The sequence below is a fragment of the Chryseobacterium sp. GW823-FHT05E08 genome (assembly GCF_058795655.1).
On record NZ_JBXAHY010000003.1, the window covers coordinates 637,980 to 663,147 of the forward strand.

Annotated in this window: 29 protein-coding genes; 18 read left to right on the plus strand and 11 right to left on the minus strand. The window is 33.3% G+C overall.

Annotated features, from left to right (window positions below):
* The first annotated feature begins 15 nt into the window (after positions 1–15).
* Positions 16–918, plus strand: coding sequence for an alpha/beta hydrolase (locus AC1Q7L_RS13345; protein ID WP_492306349.1), 903 nt, complete (start codon positions 16–18; stop codon positions 916–918).
* A gap of 445 nt (positions 919–1,363) precedes the next feature.
* On the opposite strand, the gene pelA is transcribed toward AC1Q7L_RS13345, so the two are convergent.
* The 3 genes from pelA to AC1Q7L_RS13360 all read right to left on the minus strand — a co-directional run bounded on the left by pelA (position 1,364) and on the right by AC1Q7L_RS13360 (position 4,243).
* Entirely contained in the window at positions 1,364–2,383 is a 1,020-nt protein-coding gene (pelA, locus tag AC1Q7L_RS13350; protein WP_492306350.1) for a pectate lyase, read from the minus strand.
* 282 nt (positions 2,384–2,665) lie between these two features.
* Positions 2,666–3,316 (minus strand): HD domain-containing protein, encoded by a 651-nt coding sequence (locus AC1Q7L_RS13355; protein ID WP_410692771.1) that lies wholly within the window; start codon positions 3,314–3,316, stop codon positions 2,666–2,668.
* Positions 3,317–3,409: 93 nt separating this feature from the next.
* Positions 3,410–4,243 (minus strand): AraC family transcriptional regulator, encoded by an 834-nt coding sequence (locus tag AC1Q7L_RS13360; RefSeq protein WP_492306351.1) that lies wholly within the window; start codon positions 4,241–4,243, stop codon positions 3,410–3,412.
* 174 nt (positions 4,244–4,417) lie between these two features.
* Here AC1Q7L_RS13360 and AC1Q7L_RS13365 point away from each other — a divergent pair, with 174 nt between their 5' ends.
* Positions 4,418–5,278, plus strand: a complete 861-nt coding sequence (locus tag AC1Q7L_RS13365) for a DUF4822 domain-containing protein (protein ID WP_492306352.1) — start codon at positions 4,418–4,420, stop codon at positions 5,276–5,278.
* Positions 5,279–5,769: 491 nt separating this feature from the next.
* On the opposite strand, the gene AC1Q7L_RS13370 is transcribed toward AC1Q7L_RS13365, so the two are convergent.
* A complete protein-coding gene (locus tag AC1Q7L_RS13370; protein WP_492306353.1) occupies positions 5,770–7,230 on the minus strand; it encodes a tetratricopeptide repeat protein in 1,461 nt (486 codons plus the stop codon).
* Positions 7,231–7,585: 355 nt separating this feature from the next.
* Between AC1Q7L_RS13370 and AC1Q7L_RS13375 the strand changes: the two genes are divergently transcribed.
* Both AC1Q7L_RS13375 and AC1Q7L_RS13380 read left to right on the plus strand, forming a co-directional pair.
* On the plus strand, positions 7,586–7,924 hold the full coding sequence (locus AC1Q7L_RS13375; protein ID WP_492306354.1) for a phage tail-like protein: 339 nt from the start codon (positions 7,586–7,588) through the stop codon (positions 7,922–7,924).
* Between the two features lie 4 nt (positions 7,925–7,928).
* The gene (locus AC1Q7L_RS13380; protein WP_492306355.1) at positions 7,929–9,401 is read left to right on the plus strand and encodes a hypothetical protein; all 1,473 of its coding nucleotides are present in this window, start codon (positions 7,929–7,931) and stop codon (positions 9,399–9,401) included.
* Positions 9,402–9,936: 535 nt separating this feature from the next.
* Here the strand turns inward: AC1Q7L_RS13380 and AC1Q7L_RS13385 are convergent.
* The 7 genes from AC1Q7L_RS13385 to AC1Q7L_RS13415 form a co-directional block, all read right to left on the minus strand.
* Positions 9,937–10,419 (minus strand): hypothetical protein, encoded by a 483-nt coding sequence (locus tag AC1Q7L_RS13385; protein WP_492306356.1) that lies wholly within the window; start codon positions 10,417–10,419, stop codon positions 9,937–9,939.
* A gap of 274 nt (positions 10,420–10,693) precedes the next feature.
* Positions 10,694–11,026 carry a 7(1) septoil knot domain-containing protein gene (locus AC1Q7L_RS13390; protein ID WP_492306357.1) on the minus strand — a complete coding sequence of 111 codons (333 nt, stop codon included), beginning with the start codon at positions 11,024–11,026 and terminating at the stop codon, positions 10,694–10,696.
* A 129-nt stretch (positions 11,027–11,155) separates the two neighbouring features.
* The gene (locus AC1Q7L_RS13395) at positions 11,156–14,137 is read right to left on the minus strand and encodes a DUF2135 domain-containing protein (RefSeq protein ID WP_492306358.1); all 2,982 of its coding nucleotides are present in this window, start codon (positions 14,135–14,137) and stop codon (positions 11,156–11,158) included.
* A gap of 191 nt (positions 14,138–14,328) precedes the next feature.
* A complete protein-coding gene (gene map, locus AC1Q7L_RS13400) occupies positions 14,329–15,093 on the minus strand; it encodes a type I methionyl aminopeptidase (RefSeq protein WP_492306359.1) in 765 nt (254 codons plus the stop codon).
* Between the two features lie 246 nt (positions 15,094–15,339).
* Entirely contained in the window at positions 15,340–15,615 is a 276-nt protein-coding gene (locus tag AC1Q7L_RS13405) for a hypothetical protein (RefSeq protein ID WP_492306360.1), read from the minus strand.
* Positions 15,616–16,083: a hypothetical protein gene (locus tag AC1Q7L_RS13410; protein ID WP_492306361.1), complete on the minus strand. Its 468-nt coding sequence runs from the start codon at positions 16,081–16,083 to the stop codon at positions 15,616–15,618. It lies immediately after the preceding gene.
* 20 nt (positions 16,084–16,103) lie between these two features.
* A complete protein-coding gene (locus AC1Q7L_RS13415) occupies positions 16,104–16,841 on the minus strand; it encodes a hypothetical protein (protein WP_492306362.1) in 738 nt (245 codons plus the stop codon).
* A 110-nt stretch (positions 16,842–16,951) separates the two neighbouring features.
* On the opposite strand from AC1Q7L_RS13415, the gene AC1Q7L_RS13420 reads away from it, so the two are divergent.
* From AC1Q7L_RS13420 to AC1Q7L_RS13485, 14 genes are read left to right on the plus strand one after another with little or no spacing between them, the layout of a single operon-like run.
* A complete protein-coding gene (locus AC1Q7L_RS13420; protein ID WP_492306363.1) occupies positions 16,952–17,209 on the plus strand; it encodes a hypothetical protein in 258 nt (85 codons plus the stop codon).
* Entirely contained in the window at positions 17,206–17,403 is a 198-nt protein-coding gene (locus tag AC1Q7L_RS13425) for a hypothetical protein (protein WP_492306364.1), read from the plus strand. Before AC1Q7L_RS13420 ends, AC1Q7L_RS13425 begins: the two co-directional genes overlap by 4 nt.
* A 54-nt stretch (positions 17,404–17,457) precedes the next feature.
* Positions 17,458–17,841, plus strand: coding sequence for a hypothetical protein (locus AC1Q7L_RS13430; RefSeq protein WP_492306365.1), 384 nt, complete (start codon positions 17,458–17,460; stop codon positions 17,839–17,841).
* 4 nt (positions 17,842–17,845) lie between these two features.
* The gene (locus AC1Q7L_RS13435) at positions 17,846–18,163 is read left to right on the plus strand and encodes a hypothetical protein (protein WP_492306366.1); all 318 of its coding nucleotides are present in this window, start codon (positions 17,846–17,848) and stop codon (positions 18,161–18,163) included.
* Positions 18,164–18,184: 21 nt separating this feature from the next.
* Positions 18,185–19,072 carry a recombinase RecT gene (locus tag AC1Q7L_RS13440; protein ID WP_492306367.1) on the plus strand — a complete coding sequence of 296 codons (888 nt, stop codon included), beginning with the start codon at positions 18,185–18,187 and terminating at the stop codon, positions 19,070–19,072.
* Positions 19,069–20,010: a hypothetical protein gene (locus tag AC1Q7L_RS13445; protein WP_492306368.1), complete on the plus strand. Its 942-nt coding sequence runs from the start codon at positions 19,069–19,071 to the stop codon at positions 20,008–20,010. The genes AC1Q7L_RS13440 and AC1Q7L_RS13445 overlap by 4 nt, the downstream gene beginning before the upstream one ends.
* Before the next feature lie 4 nt (positions 20,011–20,014).
* The gene (locus AC1Q7L_RS13450) at positions 20,015–20,293 is read left to right on the plus strand and encodes a helix-turn-helix domain-containing protein (protein WP_492306369.1); all 279 of its coding nucleotides are present in this window, start codon (positions 20,015–20,017) and stop codon (positions 20,291–20,293) included.
* Between the two features lie 25 nt (positions 20,294–20,318).
* A complete protein-coding gene (locus AC1Q7L_RS13455; RefSeq protein WP_492306370.1) occupies positions 20,319–20,780 on the plus strand; it encodes a hypothetical protein in 462 nt (153 codons plus the stop codon).
* Between the two features lie 10 nt (positions 20,781–20,790).
* A complete protein-coding gene (locus tag AC1Q7L_RS13460; protein WP_492306371.1) occupies positions 20,791–21,801 on the plus strand; it encodes a nucleoid-associated protein in 1,011 nt (336 codons plus the stop codon).
* Positions 21,802–21,815: 14 nt separating this feature from the next.
* Complete coding sequence (locus AC1Q7L_RS13465; RefSeq protein ID WP_492306372.1) at positions 21,816–22,139, plus strand: hypothetical protein; 324 nt, start codon at positions 21,816–21,818, stop codon at positions 22,137–22,139.
* A 24-nt stretch (positions 22,140–22,163) separates the two neighbouring features.
* The gene (locus tag AC1Q7L_RS13470; RefSeq protein ID WP_492306373.1) at positions 22,164–22,964 is read left to right on the plus strand and encodes a DUF6291 domain-containing protein; all 801 of its coding nucleotides are present in this window, start codon (positions 22,164–22,166) and stop codon (positions 22,962–22,964) included.
* Positions 22,961–24,349 carry a replicative DNA helicase gene (gene dnaB, locus AC1Q7L_RS13475; RefSeq protein WP_492306374.1) on the plus strand — a complete coding sequence of 463 codons (1,389 nt, stop codon included), beginning with the start codon at positions 22,961–22,963 and terminating at the stop codon, positions 24,347–24,349. The genes AC1Q7L_RS13470 and dnaB overlap by 4 nt, the downstream gene beginning before the upstream one ends.
* Positions 24,309–24,494 (plus strand): hypothetical protein, encoded by a 186-nt coding sequence (locus AC1Q7L_RS13480; RefSeq protein WP_492306375.1) that lies wholly within the window; start codon positions 24,309–24,311, stop codon positions 24,492–24,494. The genes dnaB and AC1Q7L_RS13480 overlap by 41 nt, the downstream gene beginning before the upstream one ends.
* On the plus strand, positions 24,494–25,168 hold the full coding sequence (locus AC1Q7L_RS13485; protein ID WP_492306376.1) for a DNA methyltransferase: 675 nt from the start codon (positions 24,494–24,496) through the stop codon (positions 25,166–25,168). Before AC1Q7L_RS13480 ends, AC1Q7L_RS13485 begins: the two co-directional genes overlap by 1 nt.

Below are 25,168 nucleotides of genomic sequence, written 5' to 3' on the forward strand. Positions count from 1 at the left end.
ACTAATTAAAAGGCCATGAAAAAATCTGTTTTCATATTATTAATTTTATTTTTCATTCAAATATCTGCGCAGGAAAAAATCATGGTTTGGCCAAAAGGTCAGATGCCGAATTCCAAAGGATTACCATTAAAAACGGAAGAAAAAGACGGAAGAATTATACAGATAAAAGAAACCGAAATGTTTGCTTTCCTACCTCCAAAAGAAGAAAGAAAACAGATGGCAGTTATCGTGATTCCCGGTGGCGGATATTACAAATTGACTTACGATTTAGGTGGTTATCAGATTGCAAAATGGTTCAATACTCAAGGAATTTCGGCTTTTGTTTTAAACTACAGATTGCCGACTTCTCCTGATTTGAAACAGAAAGAAATCGCTCCGTTACAGGATGTTCAGGCCGCCATAAAATATCTTAGAAAAAATGCCGAACAATACGGAATTTCACCAGAACAGATTGGCGTAATCGGAACTTCTGCAGGCGGGCATTTGGCTGCATCGGTGAGTAATATTCCTACAGATTATACAGAATTAAAAGGAGATTGGGTATCCATTCCTACCATTCCAAATTTTGCAATTTTAGTTTCTCCAGTTATTGATTTGGGCGAATTTGCTCATGTCGGAAGTAGAAACAGTTTGCTTGGCGAAAATGCTTCTCCGGAAAAAATCAAGGAATATTCAATGCAAAATAGAGTGACGGAAAAAACGCCGCCTACGATATTATTTCATGCCCAAAACGACAAAACAGTTCCTGTGATGAACAGTATTTTGTACTATCAGGAAATGACAAAAAATAAAGTAAAAGGCGCCCTATTTATTTTCCCTGAAGGTGAACATAAAATCGGTATCACCAATAAATCTGAACTGACGGATAACTGGAAAAAATTATGCTCCGACTGGCTTAAGACTATCGGCAATAAGTAATTGGTAATGAGTAATTAATCATTACGTTTTTACGACTCTAACAAAAGACAAATCTCCCTCAGATTTCACGGATTCTGCAGATATTTTGCTGTGATATTTTTGATTTGCAATACTTTGAAAATAAAAAATAGACAAAAAATGACTGAGTGTAGTACTCAGTCATTTTCTATTTATAATAATATTTTACTTTTATTTAGGAGCTTTTTCCCGCTTTTCATTACAATCTTTTTTTTCAAAAAAGGATTTTCATTGCAATCGGGGCTAGGGTTGCAGTCGCCTTTTTCAATATAAGTCGCAATTAACCATCAAGTTTGTTTTAAAAGAGATTGCTTCGTCGCTTCGCTCCTCGCAATGACGCCAAAAACACTACAACTCCACTACCCTAAACACTCTCAAACACTCCCACTCTCAAACCCTAAAACTCTCCAAACCTAAAACCCTCAAACTAAAGCATCACACCATTCTTCTGCGCCCATTTTGGAAACTCTTTGTTAATCAATTTATCAGGAGCATCGCCAAACCAACTGTAGCCGTTTCTTCTTTCTTCGGAAACATCATTGTAGTTATATTTCACGCTTCCGTCACGATCTCCGAATAACGGTTTGTTGTTGTTAATATCATAAAATCTTGCCCAAATGATGGAGTTTTTATCTTCTGCTAATGTTCTGACTGCTTTTCCGTTTTGTTTGATAACGTTGTAGCTGTAGCCTTCAATTTTATTCTGTTTAAACCAGTTTACTGCAGATTTTATTGATTTTTGAATCTCAGGAGTTGCAGTTTGCATCATTAAAAATCTAACAATATTTACCGATTCACCTGTTGCCAAAGAAATAGGCTCAAAAGCTCGGGCTTTATCGGGTTGCATCGTGATTTCATTATATTGATCTCCCCAAATTGATGGAGCTCCTTTCTGTACAACCTGAGTTTTTAAAATACAGTCAATTCCTTTTTGAATGGCTAGTTTTGATTTTTCTTTTAATTTAGAATCAACAACATCAAAATCATTTTTTCCTTCTGCAACGTTGTATAGAACTGTCAATGCATTGATCATCGCGTTGTCATTGTACGTAATCTGCTTTCTGTACAGTCCTGAATTCGGATAATACTGAGGAAATCCTCCATTTTTATACTGCATCGAAAGAAGATAATTAATCCCTTTTTCTGCAGATTTTAAATATTCCAGATTGTTTGTGGTTTTATAAGACTTAATTAACGCATTAATCTCTCGTGAAGTAGCATTGTTATCAATCGTTGCGTGGTCATCTCCCGTCTCTTTTATTTTTGCTAAAAGTTTTTTATCGATGGGTAAATTATAATCTACCACAGATTTATCATCAAGCTGTTTTCCCCAACCTCCGTTTGGAAGCTGATACACCAACATTTTTTCAGCCAACGTATCTTTTATTTGGGCTGAAAATGCAGTAGTAATGAAAGAAGCTGCTATTACCGAAATTTTAAATTTCATCATTGTATTTTATTATTTAATCTTAATTAGTAGTAGATTGGCAATAATCTGAAACTGTTTACTCTGAAGGGATTTTTGTAGATACAATTCATATTAATGCAACCGATTGCGCTAATTAACCCGAAAAGAGAAATTTTATTAATAAACATATTGAGTTGTTTCGCCAAAATTAAAAAATATTTTCAGTTCTACACAAAAAATCCTCATCAATGATAAGGATTTAACAATACTTTTAGAAAAAAATATTATTATGTAAAATTTATAGATCTTTTCGAACCTCAGCTACTCACTCCAAGGCGAATGAAGAATACAATCACAGAAATTTTTTCTTTCAAAATTAGGAATCATGAAAGCGCAGACATCAGCTTTTATATTCCCGAAAGTAGTTTCCGTTTTGTTTTTAAAACCATCAAAAAAAGTTGGAATTATTTTATTTTTAAAATCATTTCTAGGAAAAGCTCCGATAATTTCATTTCTGTTTTTTTCGCTTAAATGTTCGTAACCTTCGCCCATCACATCCAATCCAACCCCTGAATACATCAAAGCTACTTCATTTTCTTTATGTTCTGCAATTCCGATGGTTGTATGAAGCGCGATTGTATCCCAAACCAACTGCAATTTTTCTTTCGGAATTCCATGGCTTTTCAGAAAATCTCTTGCTGCGTTGGCTCCATCCACTTCAAATCTTAAATCAGAACTGCTGTAATGCGGAACCAAGCCTAAATCATGAAAAACAGAACTCACATACAACAACTCTTCATCGTATTCAAGGTTTTTTCTTTTACCATTTAATGAAGAAAAAAGAAAAACTCTCAAAGAATGATTGTAAATAAATTCCGTTCCGTGTTCGAGTAACAATTCTGTGGCTTCGGTTGCGATTTTACTATCGGGAATGGTAATTCCTGCAATATTTTGTAATCTTTGAACTGACATACTTTTTAATTTTTATTATAACAAAAGTAGGCTCATTTAAGACTGAAAGGAATGTCAGAATCTTCACATTACCTGCCAATTTTCACAAAGATCTTACGGTAATCTAAAGGTGAAATGTTGGTATATTTTTTGAAAAAAATGACTGAACTGTTCCGGTGTACTGAATGACAATTCATAAGCAATTTCTTTAATTGTTTTAGCCGAAAACTGAAGCAAACGCTTTGATTCTGCGATAATTTGTCCGGCAATAATTTCCTTTGCTCCTTTTCCGCTTTTCTTTTTTGAAATATCTGAAAGCTTTCGGGGTGTCATTAAAAGTTTTTCCGCGTAATACAAGACATCGTGCATCTGATGATATTCTGTACTTACAAGCTCCAAAAATTTTCGATAGATCTGATTATCAAAATCATCAATCCCTTCGTGAAAAGATGGTGCAAGATTGGCTAATTTAATCATCAGAATTTTTAAATAGGCAGCCATTGCATCAAGCTTGTTCGGATAATCATCGCTGAGATATTCTTTTAATAAAATCTCACAAATAGGATCAAGCTCGAGAAAATCTTTTTGATCTAAAGATATTTTTTGATGAAGAACCGCATCGTTAAATAATAAAAGCTTACAGTTTGAAGCACTTGCAGGAGCCTTTTCCCAAAAGCAGTCTCCAAAGCTTATTTCAAATCCTGATAATTTTGTTTGCAGGGAAAATGAAAATATCTGACCTTTTGAAATTAATAAAATTTCTTTATCATTAATATCAAATTCTTTATCATCAATAATAGCAGTTCCTTTTCCTTCATTAATAATAAATACGCGATTATAAATCACACTTATCGAATATTCTGCATTAAATAAGGTATTATTTAATTTACAAACCTGAAAAGAATCTTTTATTTCCCGGTCAAGAATAAGTGTTGCTATTTGTTGCATTATGATAAGAATCTTAGGTTCTCAAATTTACGAATATCAATATTTATACAAGCTATATCAAATATTTAAGAAAACATTAACTATAAGTGATATTTTTTACAACAAAAGAGATATTTCGTACAATCTTTTGAATTGAATAACAGATATGTTTGCAATGATTTAAAAATATAAATTATGAGTACACTAAAAAAATTATGTTATCTGTTCACGGCTTTCACCCTGACTGCCACTACAATATCTTGTTCAAATGATGATGATCAAGTAATTGTTGAAGAACAATTGACTCCCTCGCAAGTTCTATCTTCTACTCCATGGGAAACTACGGGTGCTAAAAACAATAACGGGCAATCTGTTGCCTTAACCGATCCTGCAGTAGCCGGTTTTGTTGGTTTTGCTTATTTTAATGGAGACGGAAAATTTGCAATCTACAGTTTGACTGATGCATTAAGATCAATGGGAACATGGTCTGTAGATCCTCAAGGAAAAACAAGAACGATTACAGCGCTTCGTCCTGACGGAACTTCAATCTTCACGCGTGATGTAGAAATTCTTGAGTTGAACAAAAATGTTTTCACGTATAGAATTCACACCAACGCGAGTGATCCGTCTGTGTATTACGATATTATCCACACAAAGACAGGCCACGCAGAGCCAAGTAATGGACAGAGAACTTTAGCTTCTACAGCCTGGGAAACTACTGGAGCGAAAGATAAAGACGGGAATGCAATGAATCTAACTGATACCAATGTAGCTGGTTATGTAGGATTTGCATATTTCAGAGCTGGTGGAACATATGCCATTTATGGATTGAATGATGTTCTGAGAAATCAAGGTGACTGGTCTATTTCTGCAGACGGAAAAACAAGAACTATTGTGGCAAAAGATCCAACCAGTGGGGCTGTTATTTTTACACGTGATGTACAAATTCTTGAACTAAACAGTGACAAATTTACTTACAGAATTACTCCTAATGCGAGTGATCCAACTGTATTTTATGATATTATCCATACGAAGGTAAATCATTTGGAACCTTAATGAATGGTTGAGTTAGTTTTTTAATAATGAAGGGGAAACCTGCTCTTTGGAGCAGGTTTTTTTTATGGAAAAACGAGATTTAAGCAAAAAAAAAGCTTCTACAAAAATGTAAAAGCTTAAACACAACACTAAAGTATATGGGGAAATTCATACCTTATATTTTTTGTGATTAAAATATATTCCCCCTCTTTTTAATAATTTTTTTTCATCTAAAAGTAGTACTAATTGTTTTGGGAACAATTTGAGGGGGAAAATATTTATTTAATCATCATCTATGTAAATTTTATTTCAACAAAGCTTTTTTAATTCTATCAATCATTTATGTTTTGTTGAATTTTCTACTGCAAATGTACATCGGAAATATGAAAATAATATTACTACATGGCTACTTCATTTTTATAATAAAATGAAAATCAATTAATTAAATCTAAAAAAGTAGTATAAATGTAGTGTGTAATAAAAATAAATTTCGGGAATTTAAGTTGAAAATTTTATAATTTTTGTATCCAGATATTAAGATCATCTTCAGGAGCAAGACCTATTTTCTTTTTTAATCTATATTTTCTTGTTTCGACAGCGCGTGGGGTTGCTTTTTCATATTCTCCAATTTCAAGATTGGTAAGGTTAAGACGGATGTAGGCACAAATTTTAGTCTCCAATTCTGTAAGATCAGGATGAAGAGCGCTTAATTTCTCAGTAAACTCAGGATATAATTCTTTAAAACGTATAAGAAAAAAAGGATCACCTGCTTTTGCCAATTGTATGAGTTTATCAAAAGAAGAATTTACTTTCTTTTTAAGTTTATCCGTTTCCACAGATTTTTTCTCTATTAACTTATCTTTCTTTTCTAGAAGTTCATTTTTAACGTCAATAATTTCGTCCTTTTTCTTTTGTTTTTTAATATAGATTTTACGAACAAAAAACAACGATACAATAATAACAACTATAATTAAAGCGATGATGATATACAGCTTATTTCTTTTAGTTTTTTCTTCATTTTCTTTTTCTTGAATAAGTCTTTCTACAGCATATTTCGAAGACTTTTTCTGTATGTTGATAAGATGATTATTAAGGTCCGTAAATTTTTTAAAATATTCCTTCTCTTTTTCTCTGTCATTCATCATTCCGTACGTTTGTTGAATGGATTGATAGACTGATTTCAAATCATTTTTACGATTCAGTTTCTGGAAAATATCAAGAGCCTGTAGATAATAATCCAGTCCTTTTTGATAATCATCTTTTATCACATTGTAATCTCCAAGAGAAACCAAAACAGATGCCTGATGAATCTTCGAAGCTTTGGGAGCACCGGCTACGGCTTTATCCAAATAATATTTTATAGAATCCAGATTAGGATTGCTTCCCATATACCGGTACGCAATAGAAGTATAAACCAAAGGTTCTTCTGGAAATAATTTCAGAGATTTATATTGCATATTAAATGAAGAATCTTTCTCTTTCGTATAATCGAAATCCGACCATTTCCAGGCATAGCAAAGGTATAAGTAATGATGACTTCTTTTATGGTCTTCCGATTGTTCTAAATACCTGATCGCTTTATTATAATTGCTGTTCGACTGCCCGAATAATTCTAAAAAAGAATAATTTCTTCCATATTGAAAATACAATCTCCCCTTTAATATAACATCATCTACGTCATTTATATATTTTTTAGCTTCGTCCAGATACTGTAAACTTTCCTGATATTTATTGATAGAGCAAAGCAATTTTGCCACATTAATATATACCGTAACAATTCCGTCTTTATTATCTGCATCCCGATACGCTTTCAGCTTATCCATATTGAGATTAATCGCCTGCTCATATTTTCCTTCATTAATATAATCATCCGTAATACTATCCAACTTTAAAAGAGATGGATTTTGTGCATTATAGAAACATGACAAAAAGAAAAGCAAAACGAATATTTTGTGAAAATTGTTTGGGAGCATAAACAATGTTTTATAAAAACAAAAGTATATATTATTTAAGATAAAAAAAGTTATAAAATCTAATAATTAATTAAAAATATATCCTTTTGGGAGCAATTAATTAATATAATTCTACAATCTTCACCCCTACACTTCCACTACGCTAAAGCTAGTAACTAACTGATTTCAAATACCAAATTAAAAGTTAAGTAGATTTCAAGTACCTGTTTTCTATTCCGATGGGCATAAATTTGCACCAGAATTTCGAAGTAAATACGAAACAGGACTAGTCAGCTTTTTCGAAATCGAGATATGATTCTAAACACACAATTAAGGACACGAAAAAAAAACAAAAATTCACTAAAAAATTAAAGGAATGAAAAAAATTGTTGTAACAACAATCCTACTCATAGGATGCAAAGCTTTCGGACAAGTTGGCATGAGCACTCCCACTCCGCGTGGAGCTTTAGACATTAATAAAAACACAACCAATGATATGGGACTGGTACTTCCCACCAATACCGATGTCAGCAATATTACATCACCGGAAAGTCTTACCGTAATACCGGGAACTGTAATTTATGATAAAACAAAAGACTGTGTAAGGTTTTATAAAAAAGCCCAAACCTGGAGCAACTGCATAAAATTTTCATCCACGCCAGTGGCTTTAAAAAATAATGAAGAAACTTCAACAGAAAAAGAACAAAAAAAATAAGGAAATGAAAAAAATTTTAATCTTAGCTATTATATTCAATTCTGCCCTGGCTTCTGCTCAGATCGGAATCGGAAGAGCAAATCCCAGAGGAGCACTGGATATTAATAAAGATAACGACACCAATACAATGGGATTGGTACTCCCTACCAATGCTGATGTAAATAATATTCTTAATCCTATGGGAGGAAACGTAGTTCCCGGAACGATAATCTACGACAGCACCAACGACTGTGTGAGATTGTATAAAGGAACCAATACATGGAGCAGTTGTCTGAGTGATGCAGCCTGCGAAGAAGGAGGTTCAATAGGAAATTTAGATTGTGATAATGTTTCCAATACCGGAACATTAACCAGTGAAATTGCAGCATCAGGAGTTTCGTCCGAATATTCTTATACAGGAGGAAACGGAGGTGCCCACAACGGACAAATTGTAACATCTACAGGAGTTACAGGTCTTACTGCAACGCTGGCTCCGGGTAATTTTGAAAACGGAAACGGTACACTTTCTTATGAAATTACTGGTACAGCAACTTCATCAGGAACTGCTTCTTTTGATATAAATATCGGTGGCCAAACATGTACATTAGAAAGAACTGTAATTGCACCTATTGGTAGTATTGAAACTTTAAACTGTGCAGGAGCAACTCATAATGGATCATTAGTAAGTAATTCACCTGCAAATAATATAAGCTCAGTAATACTTTATTCAGGAGGAAACGGAGGAACTCATAATGGACAAACTGTAACCTCAACAGGAGTATTCGGATTGACAGCAACTTTAGCACCTGGAAGTTTTGCAGTTGGAGACGGCTCACTTACTTATACTATTACAGGAACCCCAACTTCTTCAGGAACAGCAAGCTTTGCAATAAATATTGGCGGACAGATTTGTATTCTTGAAAGAAGTGTAACAGCTGGAAATCCACCCTCTCCAGATTTAACTGCAAATTGTACAGGATGGAGAATTCTATCTACTTCAGGTACATCTAATGGAACAGTAAATGGAGTAGCTGTTTCTGCGACCGTTACGCTAATCAATGCAAAAGGTTCTAGCAATAGTTTTATATCATCTAACCAATATCGTTCCTGCAGTACAGGTCCTCAGAGTCATTTCTTAACAGAAACTTCATCATATAGCAGTACTATCAGAATTAAGTTTAACAAAAATGTGAGTAATATTAAATTGTATCTATTTAATCATCATTCTTTAGCTGCTAATAATAAAGTAACCCTAAGAAGAAATGGAGCAATAGTAACTCCTACTTTTACTAAAACATCCGCTTTCTGTTCACAATATTTTAATGTTTCTCAAGGTAATATAAAAATTACAAAAAACTATGATGGAGGCGGTCATGGCTTTTCAGGAGCAGTAAATATAGGAGGTATATGGTTTGATGAAATAGAAGTTGTAGCAAGCTTTTCTAATCCTATCGATGTTAAAGGTTTTTTTGCTTTTTGTGTAGGAGCAATACAATAAGATTAAGTGATTTTCATAGTTAGTTTTTAGCCAAAGGCTGCTCGTGCTGACCTTTGGCTTATCTAAAATTCAAGTCAAGAAACATGATGAAAAAAAATTGTTTTAATTTAAATTTATTAAACCACGAATTTCATTTTAGTGTTTGTATTGGCAGGGGTATTTTTCATACAATTCTACTTACTCTCCTGCCATTTTTAAACACTTTATATCATAGAAAGTAATTTTGTTTTTCAATTTTTAATATTTTTTAAGAAAGCCAAAGATTCCCCTTTGGCTTTTTTACTTTTATCATCATTGAAGAACCTTTTCACCTGTTCTTTTAAGTTTATAACCTATTCGAAGAACCTTTTAATTTAAGATAATACACTTTTTACTTCTTCAATCAAGCTCACAACATAAAATATTAGGTTCCGAACCTAAAATATCAAGCTTTAACCTGAACAAAAAAGCTCCGAACCTCATCCATGAAGTTCAGAAGCCTGAAAAAATAAATAAGCATCCTTTTAGAGATGCTTATTGTTTGAAAGGTGATGTCCTATTGACTTTTGTCGATACTTTTTTTGTTCGTTCTTTTACTAAACCTTTTGCTGAGGTCTTCATATACCGGTTTGGCAGTCGTTACTCCTTTTGTTGCGGCTTCTCTTGTGATGCCATAGTAGAGTAAAGAAGCCGTTAATGCCTCACTTCCGGCTAGGGTTACTGTATCTTCAAGGTCGGCAGATAATTGTTTTGCAATATTCTTCAAAGGAGTAAGGTTCGCAGCTACTGCCACATCTTTCAGGAATTCGGCTTTGTCCATGTATGGAGGGGCAAATTCAGGATTGGTTTCCAGATAGCCTTTTACTTTTTCAACAGTTGCTAAGGTTTTGTCGCCCATTTTGAAAATAGACTGCCTTTCCTCCGGAGTTAACGCCTGAAGGTAAGGAGCTAATAAAGTTTTACATTCCTGAAGTTTTTGAGAAACCTCATCCAATACATTTTGAGGAATTTCTACACTGATTTGATTGTTTGTGCTCATTGTTTTGTGTTTATTAAAAATGTATATAAAAATAATAAACGAAACTATACAAAACTCAAAACACATTGACAATCAATTATTTTAAGGAAAATAGAAATTGATTTTTAGAAATTTAAGAATAATATTAATAGAAATGAAAAGGGAGTAAAAATTAATTCTTTAATCTACTTATAAAAAGTTAACTAGATTGAAAAGATGTTTCGACAGGCTCAACATGACATCTCTAATACTATTAAAAAATTAGTCGAAATTGTAGGTTTTAACTAAAGTAAGATCAATATAACAGTTGTTTTTTACTGTTATTTCGCCATCCCGCCTGACTGTCATATTTTACAAAAAAAATCTTAAGATCAGCTTGGCTTTCATAGTCAACAAAAAAGATTTTCTTTTTGGCCTGACTTCCATATTCTGTAAAAAACCATTTCCCGTCGTTGCTTCCCGCCTGGCTGTCATACTGAACTTTATAAACTTTAAGATCGGCCTGACTTTCATATTCAACCACAAAAACTTTTACATCCGCCTGACTAGAATATTCGGTTGAAAAAACTTTCTGGGCTTTTAATTGAGTGCCCAAAACGAAAAGAAAAAAAATAAATAGTTGTTTCATCTTGTATCTTTTTTATTCAACTTAAAAATAATCATTTTTAGATCTAATTCAGTAATAAAAAAGCAAGAGCCGGTAAAAAAACCGACTCCTGCCACACTAACATTCATATTAACATATTACATCCTTTATCTAAAATTCGAATTCTCCGATTAAAACGCCATCACGATTACTTGTATCACGCTCACTTTTATTTTGGAAAACCACGATTTTTCTTTCCTGTTTTCCTGAAGCATAATTGATGAAAACTTCAGCCATAATTGCCGTTGCTCCTGCAATACTTACTTGGTTTTCATTAAAGAAATTAGTTTCAATTTTATATTTTCCTTTGATAGCTTTTTTCAGTAAAAACTGCTCCGGCCCGAAACCTCCTGTGAAATCATCGCTTAATCTTCCTCCAATTTCCGTTGATTTATGAGAATACATGCAACGCTCATTCTTGGGATCTGTTACCCAAAGATCAATGTCTGTATTGTCTTTGTTCCAGTTGATCACCACTCGGATGTTCACAGGCAGATCTGCAATGATTTTTGGGTTGATATTTTTAAGATCTAGCTCATTTCTGTGATTGCTGATCAGTTCATTGATTTCCATGATGATGGTTTCCTCAATTCCATGGTCACGATTGGCCATTTCGCGGGTGTAAGACTGATTTAAAATTTTATATAAATTGTCTAAAGCTCCCTGATAATATTTGTTATCTTCTAAAGCCAGTGCATAATCTCTGTAACTTTGAGGATCGAAAGGTCGCCATTCCAACACTTTTTTACTGATCCAAAGTTCTTTATCGTAAACCTCAGCTTGTTTTAATTTATAGGCCAATAATTTATATAATTCCTCATTTTCAAGATCAAGGTCAGCGATAGAACTTAATACTTTTAATCCTGTTTTTTTATCATCAATTTTGAAAAATAACTGAGCTACATCAAAATAATATTGCGGTGTTTCAGCGTAGTCTTTTCTGTTATTAAGGTAAATTTGATAGATCTCTTCTGATTTTTTAGCAGACTCAAAAAACTTCATGTAAGCAGCGTCTGATTTTACATCTATCGTTGTGATTTTTCCTTTTTGAATGATTGTTTCAGCGATCTCTTTACTCTTTAACTCTCCACGCACAGAACCAGCTCCTCTGATAGATATTCCCTGAGCTCTACCCTCAAGAGCCTGTACTACATTGTCCTGCAATGAAGGTTTTGCTATCGGAGATGAAACAACAGTACTTGACGCACTCGCAACTGATCTATTTACTGTCCTAGCTGAATAACCTACCATTACAACCTCTTCAATATCCATAACTCTGGCTGTATCTTTTGACCTTCTGGGTGTAGGATAATATTTTGGCTTATTTTCAAAATCTGTATTCCACCATTTTTTTAGATTCTCAGTCATTACTTCAGCTTTTGCCATTAGATCATTGACGCGAACATCTTTTTTAGCCTGATTATTTTTTACAATCTGATTGTATTCTTCACGCAGTTCAGATGGCGGACTGATTTCATATCGAACATAATCCTGAACATTTTCCAACACCATCAAGCTCATGTTGTTGCTTACCAAACCGAATTGTCTGCTGATATTTTTGATCTCATTTTTGTTTTGTTTTTCAAAAATTTCCAGTTCGTTAAGCTTTTTCTGAGCCCAGAATTGTGAAATTTCCCAATCTTTTACGGATTGCTTATTCACGTCTAAAGAAATCGCTTTTGCCTCTGTTACTTCATTTCCGTAACCAAATAAAACTTTTATGGTTGTTTGATTTCCTTTCAGAATACCTGTTAACACAAAATCCTGAGAAATTGTTTGTGACAACGAAGGATAAACTTCCGTTAATGAAGAATTATTTTCAATTCCTATGAATTTTAAAGACTGATACAACAGTTTACGCACTTCTTTTTTAGGATCGTTTTCAATTAAATTTAAAAATTCACCTCCAGTTTTATTACTAATAAATTTTAATTGATTAAAATTCGCATTGTTGGATGATGAAATTGTGTAAACCGGATTTTTTATAGTCAATTTCAGATCTCCGAAAGAAGACAGTCCATCCGTGAAAAATAAAATCTCATCTTCTTTTACTGATTTTAATTGTCCGAAATCAGTTCCGCCATCATATGTAACTTGGGATAAATATGATTTTAATTCGTTCCAGTTTCCATCGTTTATTTTAAAGCTTTTTCCTTCATCAAACGTATTATTAAGGAAATAAATTTTCACGGAAAGGTTTTTATTTACCTTAAAATATTCTTCCAATAAGCTCCATTCTTTTGCATGATCTCTTTTTGATCCACTTAAAGAATTATCCCAAATAATGGCTAGTTTATTAGGTAATTTCTTTGCTTTTTCTTTAGGATCGACTCCTAAATTAGCAAGAAAATAAGAAGAATTATCCGACGCTTTCTGAATTAATACATTTTGATTTTCATCATTTTGAGGAAAATTAATTTTCAGATTTTGAGTTGGTTTATAATTCAGTTTATGGGTTTCGGCAACCCAAACGTTTCCGTTTTTAACAAAATTAAAACTTCCGTCAGGCTTTTCTTCCAACTGTGGAGAAACCGAATTCTGAAAAACGCTTGTCTTTATAGTAAACTCAGGAATTTGAGTAGAATAATTAAGCGGTAAAAAATACTGGTAATTACTTCCCTGTTTTTTCAATTCATAATTATAAGAAATCTGAACTGTTCTTTCACCACCATTTGCATTGATCGGATAAATTCTTGTACGGAAATTGTTTCCCTCAACTTTTTCTAAAATTCCCGGATCAACATTTCTTTTTTGAATGGTTTCAAAAACTTCCTTTGCTTTTTCTTTTTCTACAGGAACGGCATTTCGCAGTTTTCCGTTAATATCCAAAGCATATCCGCTCACATTTACTCCTTCCGGAAGAGGGAAAGTCAATCGCCCTTCCATCAATCGGTTAGAATTATTCTTAAAAACCATTGTGATCACGTTGGTGGAAATTCCGCCCGTAATTTTGGTTTCGATATTCAGTTTCTGAAGAATAACCTTATTATTATTCTCAAATCCTCCTTTTTTATCGGGTGTTTCAATAATCGGTATTTGCGCCCAATATAACATCGGGAAAAACAGCAAAAGTTTCAGGCATATGTTCTTCATATTTTAAATATTTGAGGTTAATAATTGTCTCTATCTATAAAGATGCTTGGTGAACCAAAAAGGTTGGAAATAATTTTATTAAAATTTAAAAATCATTAATAATCAACACTATAAAAACAAAAAAACACCTACATTTTTGTAAGTGTTTGTATTTATTGGAATAACTATTTATAAAAATAGAATTTGGTTATTTAGTTCAATATCTCATTCATTTGAGTTAAAATAATTGGTTTTCCGTCGGTCACAACGATTGTATGTTCGTGCTGTGCCATGTAACCGCCTTTATTCCCGACCATTGTCCAACCATCTTTCAATTCTACGGCAAGATTTGAAGATGTTGAGATAAATGTTTCAATCGCAACAACAGAATTTTTTTTGAATCTTCTGTTATCAAAACGGTTTCTATAATTTAGTAATTCATTCGGCTCTTCGTGTAAACTCCTTCCAATACCGTGTCCGCCAAGGTTTTTAATGACTTTAAAACCTCTTTTTTTAGCTTCAGTTTCCATCAAGAATCCGATATCAGCTATTTTTACGCCACCTTTTATATTATTGATTGCTTTCTCTAAAATATCTTTAGAAGCATCAACTAATTTTTGATGTTGATTGATATCTTTTCCGATGATAAAAGAACCGCCATTATCTGCCCAAAAGCCATTCAATTCTGCAGAAACATCAATGTTAATCAAATCTCCTTCTTTCAAAACTCGTTGATCTGTAGGAATACCGTGGCAAAACTCATTATCTACACTGATGCATGTCCATCCCGGAAATCCATAGGTAAGATAAGGAGCAGATTTTGCACCGAATTCAGAAAGTATTTTGGCCCCGTACTCATCAAGATCTTTTGTCGTCATACCAGGCTGAGCATAATTAATCATTTCTTTTAAGGTATATGCAACAGCTTCACTTGCTTTCTGCATTCCTATTAATTCATGTTCGTTTGTTATTGACATTGTTTTGGTTTTTTGTTATTAAATAACTGTTGGAGATTACAAAGTTAAGAATTTTAAAGAATAGCAATAAAAAACCACTTACGTTGCTGTAAGTGGTTGATATTATTGTGGTCCCACCTGGGCTCGAACCAGGGACCACCTGATTATGAGGCAATGCCCCCTTTATCATGAAAAAAGAACCGATTTGATAATCAGACTTTTACGAAATTAATATTTTAAAGAACGCGTTTATTTGTTATCGAAAGTTCACCTTAAAGTTCCCTTTGCTATTTCCTGTTTTCTGTATAAATTCTCGGTTATGCCGAAAATCCAATTTGCATCAACACCGTATTTTTTACATATTATTTCTATTTGACCAACAGTAAAATGAAAAGATCGATCACGTTTATCCTGATTTCTCACATTTGAAAAATATGACTTTGAAATCCCTGTTTGATTGTAGAAATCTGTAATGAATTCTATCTTCCCATCATTTTTAAGGATTTCAGGAAGTTTTAATATTTGTTGATCGGGTATTAACATTTATTTTATTTCCTTTCCAGTTAAATCATACTTATAAATCTGCATACCTTCTTTTTCAATCCCCAAATCATTTTTTGCATAGTACCAAAGAACAATTTTCCAAGATAATTCAAGTTTTGTTATATTTACTGATGTTGGAACATAAGTAACAGGGTTTTTTAATTTGAATTTAGCAAGCCAAATAGTTTGATCTAAATTGATATTTATTTTCCCAAGATCACTTTCTGTTGGCTCATGGTTTCCGAAATTTGCTTTCAAAGGAATTTTAACATCTTCTTTTTTCCCATTTTTTAATATTGTTTCTTTTTCAATTAAAAAATTTCCTTCCTCTGATTTTTTTATATCCACCAAAAAAACATATTCTGGATATTTCTTTTTGGCTTGATTTGTTTCTGTTTTTATCTCCTGCGATTGAGAAAATAAAAATGTTGAGGATATTAACGTAAGAAATAAAATTGTTTTTTTCATATTGTTTAATTAATTATGATTTAATAGAAAATGTTAAAATCCCGACTTATCAATTTTACTACGTTTCCGACAATGTAGCAATCTTTTAAGTTTATTGTAAAATCAGGATATAATTTTTTGTCTGGGTTCCATGAATGAAGTACAACCTCACCTGTTTCCGGGTTATGGTCTATTACCTCTTTAATTAAATTACCTTTTTCATTGTGTAGAAAATAAAACACATTCCAATGATTCAAATGCAATTTACTTTTCCAAAAGTCTCGTGGAATATCACGTGCTAAATACCAATCTTTATCCAAAAGTGCCTTTGTTGTCGAATCATCCATACTATATCCAGTTGCCTCAACTTCATAATAATCGCCTTTGTGGGTTTTCTTAACCCTCACTCTACCCCTTTCTAATTCATTCATGTAGCTTTCAGCAAAAAAATTTGATGCCGCTCCCAAAGCTGCCTTTTCTGGAATTTTAATTGTTTCAAGCCAAACAAAGTCCTCATCTTCATTTAGAATTTTAGCATTTGAAAAATTCGGCTGTATAGCATTGCTATTGTTCCTGTTTAGCATTTCACCTTCTTCATACAGCAACCAATCAATATTTAAGTCTGGGTACTTAATTTTAATAATAGCAATCTTATCAGCGGATATTGATTTTCTTATAGCATTAATATAGCCACCAGATGCCTCAATTGATGTTGTAAAATCTATATGCTTAATATCCTTGTATTCCAGGTACTTTTTAAGCCTTTCTTTAACGTCCATTAAAATAAAATTTCAAAATTTAACAAAATTTTAACATAACTATTATAGCAATGCTATTGTATATTATATAGCAATGCTATATCTTTGCTATATCAAAATGACATTTCAAAATGAAAGAGCAAGCAAATATAACAATTCCTCGTAAACTCAAGAATACGGTTTACCGTAAAATTCGACAAGATCGAAAATTGAGGGAAGCAATTGAAAAAGATACAGGGGAAAAAAGAGAAGACCTCTACCAAAATGCTTACCGAGAAACAAAGATGATAGAGAACATTTTCATTATTCAGTCTTTTAAAAAACACACGGGTTGGGATGATGATGAAATTTTTGAAGAAGACAAACAAGCAATAATTGATGCGATATGAAAGAACCAATGACAGAACAAAAAGCAATCGAAATTCTGTCAAGCATTGAAAAAATAGAGACGGATTTGTCTCATGTTAAAGCTGATTTAAAAGCCTTTCTGGGTGGCGTGGTAACTGCCCAAGAAGGGCAGCCAAAAACAAAAGCTGAAAAGAACGCCGAATTAAAGGCGAAAATAATGGCAACATACAAATAAAAAAGCCACCTGCGCTAACAGACGGCTAATGTTCAACAAATAAATGTTAAACCAATGATTACAACAAAAGTACAACAAACGGTTGAAAAATCAAATTCATTCAACGGGAAAGATTTTCAAAAAGCCGCACAATTGGCAAACCAATTACAATTTCAGGAATTTGATGTAAATGAAAACAGCAAATCCGGAGCAAATTGGTTCGGTCTATTCATGGCAGATAACAACGCTTATTGGTCCATAGTAAGAACAGAAAACGGGATTTATAATCTTGAATGTGATGATGTCAAAGTATGTGTAATTGATAAACATCTTGAAAAAAAACTTGATGATTTAAGAGAATGGCTTCTTGGTTCCGAAGAAAGGGCTGCCGAATCATTCAGAGAATACAGAGCTGAACAAGATGAATTATTCAAAAACTATGGTTACGGTAAAATTTAAGATTATGAAAAATAAAATTTTAGAAGTTCAAAATTACTTCATCAACAAAATCACAGCCTGTGAATTTATAATTAAAGAAATCATTTTAAATAGTGAATGGATTCAAATAAAAGTAAACATTGATGATTATGATTTCAATCTATCAATCAATCCTAAACTGACATTAATATGTGTTCATGAACACGATTCTTTTATGAAGCTAAGCATTCCAAATGACAGACTTTCAAATATTTTACAATTGATTGAAGAGAAAGAACAAGAAGCCAAAATACAAAAAATTGAAAGTCTAAAAGCTGAATTAGAAAAACTTCAAACTGCTTAATATCTCAAATAAAAAATCACTATGTCAAACGAATTAACAACACAAGCACTATTTAAGCAAAAATCAATACAAGAGAGATTTGAAAAACTGCTAGGAAAAAAGGCGCAAGGATTTATCTCTTCCGTATTGCAGACTATAAACGGAAACAATCTTTTATCACAGGCTAATCCACAAACTGTTTTAAATGCAGCGGCTACGGCAGCAACATTGGACCTACCAATCGACCCAAATTTAGGGCTTGCATATATAGTGCCATATAAAGGACAAGCACAATTTCAATTAGGCTGGAAAGGTTTTGTTCAGTTGGCTCAAAGGAGTGGGCAATTTTCCCGAATTAATGTAGTCGAGGTATATGAGAATCAATTCACGTCTTTCAATCGGTTAACCGAAGAACTGATCGGGAATTTTGATATTGAGGGCGAGGGTAATATTGTTGGTTATGTTGCTTATTTCCGTCTTATCAATGGGTTTGAAAAAATGTCTTTCTGGAGCGTGGAAAAGGTAAAGAAACACGCCTCAAAATATAGTCAAACCTATGGAAAGAAAAATAAAAATAATCAATTGATTTTTTCACCCTGGAATGATGCAGATCAATTTGATGCAATGGCAAAAAAAACAGTCCTAAAAAATACATTATCACAATATGCTCCAGTATCTATTGAAATGCAGACTGCACAATTAGCCGATCAATCTGTTCAGGTCGAAGAAGGCAGCTTTGAATATGTAGATAATACCAAAACGGTAGATGTAACGGCGGTTAATGAAGAGCAATCAAGAATTGAAAGTTTCATAAATAATGCGGAAAGCCTTGAAAAATTAGAGGAATGCGCCCCTTTTTTAAGCGATTACCCTGAATTATCTGAAATGTACGCACAAAAAGAAAAACAATTTAAATCAAAGCAAAAATGAATGCAATAGATTTTAATAATTATTTATTCCGTTGTTCATCACTTGGTAAAATAATGATTGGAGCAGAGAAACCAGGATTAACGGACAAACAATCTGAATTACTTGCTTCATTGTATGCAAAACGTGAAGAGTATTCAGCAAAAGGAAAATTCCTTTCCGACCCTCAAACCAAACAAATGGGTGAGCTTATTACCAAAAGGGATGCAAAACCGGAAATTTCTCAAACTGCAAAAACCTATTTAAAAGGGCTTCACCGTGAGGTGATGATGAAACGTCAAAAAACTATTGAGAGTAAATACCTTGAAAAAGGTATTACAGTTGAAGAAAAATCAATTTCACTTTATACAAATGTTTTTGGAAAACTTTTAATCAAAAACAAACAAAGGTTTTCGGATAAATACAAGACTGGGGAACCAGACAATATACAAGGTAAAGTTAGAGACTTTAAATCCTCATTTGATTTTTCAACATTTCCAATGTATGACACCGAAATAACTAATTCAGATTATGATTGGCAATTGCAAGGTTATATGGATCTAACCGGAATAAAAGAGGCTGAATTAATTTATTGCCTTGTAGACACCCCATTTAACATTATTGAAGATGAATTAAGACGAATGAATTGGAAACACAATATAATGGGGCTTGATGGCGAAGTGAGAGAAGAAAGTATTTCGTTGGTTGTTGAAAAAATATCCGGAATGATTTACACAGAACAAGGGTTGAAAGATTTTTGTAATCAATCATCTTTAATTCAAATAGAATGGTTTGATGATTTTTTCCCTTTACCTGAAGAATTACGAATTAAAGTTTTTCAAACAGAATATTCAAAGGAAAAGATTGAATTGCTTCATGAGCAAACAGAACGATGTAGAGAATTTTTAAATGATCTGACATTAACAATTTCAAAAACAATACTGCAACCCTTAAAAAATTAAAGAAATGCAACTTGAATTTGACTTTACAGAACCTATTGACCGCATTGAAAACAATCCATTTTCTCAAAATATTTTGAATGAAAATATGGAACATTTCAAAGGTCAATGTAAAATAGTGATAGAGGCTTTATTGAGAGGCGAAAGGCTTACCACGGCTTCGGCATTGCTTAAATATGGAATTGGCGATTTACGAAGAAGAATTAAGGACCTGAAAGACATTTACAAAGTTAGTTGCATAAAGGAAGAAATTCAAAAAAACAGATTTAAAGTCTGGTATATATAATTTATAAACATTTAAAACAATTATAATGAAACTTAACATAACAGTAGACTTAGAAGATATTTATATAGATGAAGATCAAGGATTTAATGAAGCCTTGGAAAGAAAAATTCAACAAGAAGTTACAAGTAATGTATGGAAAAGCATTAAGGATAAAGTTGAAGATCAAATAGTAAGAACAGTCGCCAAAGAAATTGAAAAACAATACTGTCAAAAAATCCAATACTTCATCAATGATTTTTTTAAAAACGGAAAAGTGAAATTCGGTTACGATAAAGAGCTTGTTACCATAGAGCAATACATTTTGAAAACCTTTGAGAATAATCAAGGTTGGAACAGCCCGAAAGAGCAAATTGAAAAACTTGCAGCCGCTCATGGTAAAACTCTTAAAGACCGATACGATTTAATGTTCGCTTCCCAATTGGTTGTAAAACTTAACGAAAACGGACTTTTAAAAGAAGAGGTAGCAAAAACACTTTTAAACAACTAAAATCATAAAAATGAATATTACAGTACACAAAGTCGGAAATAAAATCAACGGTGAATCATTAATTCTTTTCCAGGAACCGTTGCAACTGAATGAAGAAATGTCGGAATTACTTGAAAACTATTTTTTAGGTTCTTTCAAAAACGAAGAAACATATCAGTTTTATAGTGATTCGTATTTAACCAACAATCCGGTCTATAATTCGGTAACAGAGATTTTTGAAAATCAATCCAAGTTACTTAATGAATCGGTTCATATTGCTGAACACCTTTACGAATCGGCGGAAAACCCACGAATTCAGGGCGGCGAATTATTCATCGCATATTTTGAGGGAGACGGAACTCCAGAAAGTGTTGATAAAATAGGAATTTTCAAAACCGAAAAAAGAGAACCGTTCTTAAAAATATCGTTCAGTGATGATTTTGAATCGGTTGAAATCGAAAAAGATCATGGAATTGGTTTGTCAAAAATTGATAAAGCAGCTTTGATTTATAATACAAATAAAGAATCTGGGTATGTCCTTTCAGTTATTGACAACAACAAAAACGGCGATGTTTACTATTGGTTTGAGGACTTTTTGAAAGTTAGGCAGCGCGATGATGAATATTTCCACACACAAGAAACATTGTCCGTTTACAAAGATTTTATTACAAAACAGTTGCCTCAGGAATTTGAGGTTACAAAAGTAGATCAAGTTAATTTTCTCAACAAATCAATCAACTTTTTTAAAGAGAAAGAGGAATTTGATTTTGACGAATTCAAAAACGAAGTCCTTGTTGATGAAAGCGTAATCGAAAGTTTTGAAAACTTTAAAAGCGATTATGAACAGGATATGCAGATCAGTATTTCCGAAGAATTCCCGATCAATACATCCGCCGTTAAAAAAGCTCAACGACACTTTAAAAGCATTATCAAGTTAGATAAAAATTTCCACATCTACATTCATGGTGATCGCAACAAATTGGAACAGGGCGAAGATGAAAAGGGCAAATTCTACGCACTTTATTTCGACAAAGAACAATAATAAATACCAAAATCATGGATACAGCAACAGAAGAAAAAAAGATCATACAGTTCACAGACGGGCATGATCTGGCAAAAAAGCAAAAGGAATTTAGAAAAGGTTCGTATCAAGGGCTTTTCAAATATCCGGACAACACTCATTCGGTAGTAAGCGAAAAAAACAATCTTCCTCAAGTCGGTGCAAATATGCTTGACTACAACGGCAGACCAATGATTATAACCGAAATATTAGGCATAAGAGATCATAAAGGTGTTTTTAGTGATGAAAGTAAAAGACAGAAAATTTCTATCGTAAAAACAAAACCTGTCCTTTTCATGGAAATCCAGGCGAAAAAGTAGAAACTAAAAAATTTAAAAGTAATCATGGCAGAAGGAAAGAACAGTTTTTTATTATACACCGACATCATTCATACGGTTAGAAAATTACCCAAAGAAAAAGCAGGTGAGTTGTTCCTTCATATCCTTGAGTATGTAAATGACTTAGACCCCCAGACCGATGATTTCGCAGTTGAAATTGCATTTGAACCGATCAAGCAATCTTTAAAAAGAAATCTTAAAAATTACAAAGGTAAAGTTCAAAAAAACTCGGAATCTGGAAAAATCGGGAATCTAAAGAAATGGAACCCTGATTTATATGACAAGTATGTTGAAAATGAATTGACACTTGAGGAATGTGAACAGATCGCGAAAAATCGCAAACGCGATAAAAATATCGCAAATGGTCGCGAATGCGATAAAAGTATCGCGAACATCGCTGATAGTGTAAGTGATAGTGATAGTGATAGTGATATTCTTTTAAAAAAAGAAACAAAAGAATATATACACCTTCCAATTCCTGAAGAAATTCCAGAGGAACAACCAGAGGAACCACAAACCGATAAATTTTCATTCAAGAAATCTTTAACGGATTATGGATTTGATAAAGACCTTATTGAACATTTTATGCAGGTCCGCCGAAAAAAACGGCTTGTAAACACCAAAGTTGCCTTTGATAATTTCATTCGCGAGATTGAGAAAACAGGACGGTCCCCGGATGAAGTTTTCGCTATCATCACAAAAAAACAGTGGGGTGGATTTGAAGCGAAATGGTTAGACAATTTAGATGAAAATAAGAACCAACCAAATGAGGGTGTTGTGTATCAACCTAAAAGAAAAAAATTATGAGTACATCACATGGTATTATTCCACCAAATGCAGTTGACTTTGAAAAATTGGTTATTGGGACGTGTCTAATTGATGCAAGGGGGTTAAATCATACCGAAAAGGTTGTTAGAGACAATTTTGAAGTCTTTTACGACCCACGACATAAAGAGATTTACAGGGCGATATGTTGGTTGAAATCGAAAAATGTTCCGGTTGATCTTATGACAGTTATTCAGCAACTTAAAAAAGCAAATGAGCTTGAGAGAGCCGGGGGTGATCATTATGTTATCGGTCTTACGATGGGGGTTAGTTCATCGGCACACATTGAATATCATTGCCGTGTGATCTGGGAAAAGTACATCACAAGAAAGATTATTGAAGCGGGGAATACAATGATACAAAGGGCTTACAATGATAATACAGATGTTTTTGAATTGCTTGATTTCACAACTTCAGAAACCAATAAAATTCATAATTATTTAAGCGGTCAAAAGCCAATCAAATCGTTCTTTGATATTCAGAAAGAGTTTATTGAATATGTTCATTCTGATTCTGTTCCGGGGGTCCCTATCCCATTTTCAAAATTACAGGAAGAAAACCAGGGTTGGCAAAATTCAGACTTGATAATAATTGCGGCACGTCCAGCGATGGGGAAAACGGCGTTAGCATTAGAGCTTGGAAAACACGCAGCAATTAACGATTATTCGGTTCATTTCTTTTCGCTTGAAATGGCAAACATTCAATTGCACAAAAGAATTATCGCGAATGAATTGGGAATTTCCGCGAACAGGATTAGAAAGAAAAGGTTCACAGAGGAAGACATTGAGAAAATATTCAATTGCGGAAATCTTGAACATATCCCCTTTTTCTATGATGATTCACTTTTCCAATGGGAAGAAATAAAGTCAAGGGCAAGACACGTTGCAAGTGAGAAAAAAACAAAACTGATTGTTATTGATTATTTACAGCTAATAAGCACCAAACAGAAAATGAGTACAGTTGACAGAGTAACATTCATTTCCAGGGAATTGAAATTGTTAGCGAAGGAACTCAACATTCCCGTGATCGCGCTTTCTCAATTAAGTCGTGAGGTTGAAAAAAGACCTAACAAAAAACCTCAATTATCCGACTTGAGAGAATCAGGAGCCATTGAACAGGATGCGGACATCATCATTTTCCCATACAGACCGGAATATTATGGTATTATGACCTGGGAGGAAGAGGAAGAGGGTGAAACCTCAACAGAGGGGAAAGCACTCGTGATAACAGCTAAAAACAGGCATTGCGGAGATAGTGACCTTGTTGTCGGTTGGAGTGCAGAATATCAAAAATTTTCAGATTTAAACACAATTCAAAACTATTACAATGTGCCAAAAGGAAACCCAAACGATGCCTTCCCTTACTGAAATGGAAGATTTCAAGAAAAATTATAAAAACAAAATTGTTGATGTTGCCAAAAGCAAAACGGAATGGTTAAAGCCCTTACAAGAAACTTATCAGGAAAACAGAAGCAGAATTTCAAAGTATAACAATTACAAAAAGTCAAAATAATGTTTGTAGAAAATAATATAAAAATATCTCATGAGGACAACATGACTTTAATGTCTCGTTATCCGGATAAGTTTTTTGATATAGCAATTGTTGACCCGCCGTACGGCAGTAAAAATATTCAAGGTGGTTATACAAGCGGCAAAGGCGGGGGCGTTACCAAGCAGAAAAAATACAATAACACTCTATGGGACCAGGAATGTCCCGATGAAAAATATTTTAAAGAACTCATAAGAGTTTCAAAAAATCAAATCATCTGGGGTGCAAATCATTTCATTTCAAAAATTGCCTTAGACAGTCCTTCGTGGATAGTTTGGAATAAGGATAACGGCGAAGTGAGTTTTGCAGATTGTGAACTTGCTTACACATCATTCAATAATTCCGTTCGAATGTTCAAATACAGGTGGTCCGGAATGCTCCAGGAAGATATGAAAAACAAGGAAAAACGAATTCATCCAACTCAAAAGCCTGTTGCATTATACAAATGGATTTTAGACAAATTTGCAAAACCTGATGATAAAATACTTGACACACATCTTGGTAGCGGTTCAATCGCAATCGCCTGTCTGGAGTATGGTTTTGATCTAACCGCGTGTGAGATCAATGAGGGTTATTACAATTCTGCTGTAAACAGAATAAAAAATCATGCAGCACTTAATGTTTCAATTTTTAATTAA

Excerpts from the sequence above, each read along its gene's own strand:
- AC1Q7L_RS13410 (WP_492306361.1), bottom strand. The coding sequence starts at position 16,083 with ATGAAAAAAACAATTTTATTTCTTACGTTAATATCCTCAACATTTTTA.
- AC1Q7L_RS13370 (WP_492306353.1), bottom strand. The coding sequence starts at position 7,230 with ATGCTCCCAAACAATTTTCACAAAATATTCGTTTTGCTTTTCTTTTTG.
- dnaB (WP_492306374.1), top strand. The coding sequence starts at position 22,961 with ATGAGTACATCACATGGTATTATTCCACCAAATGCAGTTGACTTTGAA.
- AC1Q7L_RS13345 (WP_492306349.1), top strand. The coding sequence starts at position 16 with ATGAAAAAATCTGTTTTCATATTATTAATTTTATTTTTCATTCAAATA.
- AC1Q7L_RS13395 (WP_492306358.1), bottom strand. The coding sequence starts at position 14,137 with ATGAAGAACATATGCCTGAAACTTTTGCTGTTTTTCCCGATGTTATAT.
- AC1Q7L_RS13470 (WP_492306373.1), top strand. The coding sequence starts at position 22,164 with ATGGCAGAAGGAAAGAACAGTTTTTTATTATACACCGACATCATTCAT.
- pelA (WP_492306350.1), bottom strand. The coding sequence starts at position 2,383 with ATGAAATTTAAAATTTCGGTAATAGCAGCTTCTTTCATTACTACTGCA.
- AC1Q7L_RS13485 (WP_492306376.1), top strand. The coding sequence starts at position 24,494 with ATGTTTGTAGAAAATAATATAAAAATATCTCATGAGGACAACATGACT.
- AC1Q7L_RS13365 (WP_492306352.1), top strand. The coding sequence starts at position 4,418 with ATGAGTACACTAAAAAAATTATGTTATCTGTTCACGGCTTTCACCCTG.
- AC1Q7L_RS13455 (WP_492306370.1), top strand. The coding sequence starts at position 20,319 with ATGAAACTTAACATAACAGTAGACTTAGAAGATATTTATATAGATGAA.
- AC1Q7L_RS13420 (WP_492306363.1), top strand. The coding sequence starts at position 16,952 with ATGAAAGAGCAAGCAAATATAACAATTCCTCGTAAACTCAAGAATACG.
- AC1Q7L_RS13360 (WP_492306351.1), bottom strand. The coding sequence starts at position 4,243 with ATGCAACAAATAGCAACACTTATTCTTGACCGGGAAATAAAAGATTCT.
- AC1Q7L_RS13450 (WP_492306369.1), top strand. The coding sequence starts at position 20,015 with ATGCAACTTGAATTTGACTTTACAGAACCTATTGACCGCATTGAAAAC.
- AC1Q7L_RS13430 (WP_492306365.1), top strand. The coding sequence starts at position 17,458 with ATGATTACAACAAAAGTACAACAAACGGTTGAAAAATCAAATTCATTC.
- AC1Q7L_RS13390 (WP_492306357.1), bottom strand. The coding sequence starts at position 11,026 with ATGAAACAACTATTTATTTTTTTTCTTTTCGTTTTGGGCACTCAATTA.
- AC1Q7L_RS13415 (WP_492306362.1), bottom strand. The coding sequence starts at position 16,841 with ATGGACGTTAAAGAAAGGCTTAAAAAGTACCTGGAATACAAGGATATT.
- AC1Q7L_RS13435 (WP_492306366.1), top strand. The coding sequence starts at position 17,846 with ATGAAAAATAAAATTTTAGAAGTTCAAAATTACTTCATCAACAAAATC.
- AC1Q7L_RS13425 (WP_492306364.1), top strand. The coding sequence starts at position 17,206 with ATGAAAGAACCAATGACAGAACAAAAAGCAATCGAAATTCTGTCAAGC.
- AC1Q7L_RS13355 (WP_410692771.1), bottom strand. The coding sequence starts at position 3,316 with ATGTCAGTTCAAAGATTACAAAATATTGCAGGAATTACCATTCCCGAT.
- AC1Q7L_RS13405 (WP_492306360.1), bottom strand. The coding sequence starts at position 15,615 with ATGTTAATACCCGATCAACAAATATTAAAACTTCCTGAAATCCTTAAA.
- AC1Q7L_RS13460 (WP_492306371.1), top strand. The coding sequence starts at position 20,791 with ATGAATATTACAGTACACAAAGTCGGAAATAAAATCAACGGTGAATCA.
- AC1Q7L_RS13440 (WP_492306367.1), top strand. The coding sequence starts at position 18,185 with ATGTCAAACGAATTAACAACACAAGCACTATTTAAGCAAAAATCAATA.
- AC1Q7L_RS13380 (WP_492306355.1), top strand. The coding sequence starts at position 7,929 with ATGAAAAAAATTTTAATCTTAGCTATTATATTCAATTCTGCCCTGGCT.
- AC1Q7L_RS13375 (WP_492306354.1), top strand. The coding sequence starts at position 7,586 with ATGAAAAAAATTGTTGTAACAACAATCCTACTCATAGGATGCAAAGCT.
- map (WP_492306359.1), bottom strand. The coding sequence starts at position 15,093 with ATGTCAATAACAAACGAACATGAATTAATAGGAATGCAGAAAGCAAGT.
- AC1Q7L_RS13445 (WP_492306368.1), top strand. The coding sequence starts at position 19,069 with ATGAATGCAATAGATTTTAATAATTATTTATTCCGTTGTTCATCACTT.
- AC1Q7L_RS13385 (WP_492306356.1), bottom strand. The coding sequence starts at position 10,419 with ATGAGCACAAACAATCAAATCAGTGTAGAAATTCCTCAAAATGTATTG.
- AC1Q7L_RS13480 (WP_492306375.1), top strand. The coding sequence starts at position 24,309 with ATGTGCCAAAAGGAAACCCAAACGATGCCTTCCCTTACTGAAATGGAA.
- AC1Q7L_RS13465 (WP_492306372.1), top strand. The coding sequence starts at position 21,816 with ATGGATACAGCAACAGAAGAAAAAAAGATCATACAGTTCACAGACGGG.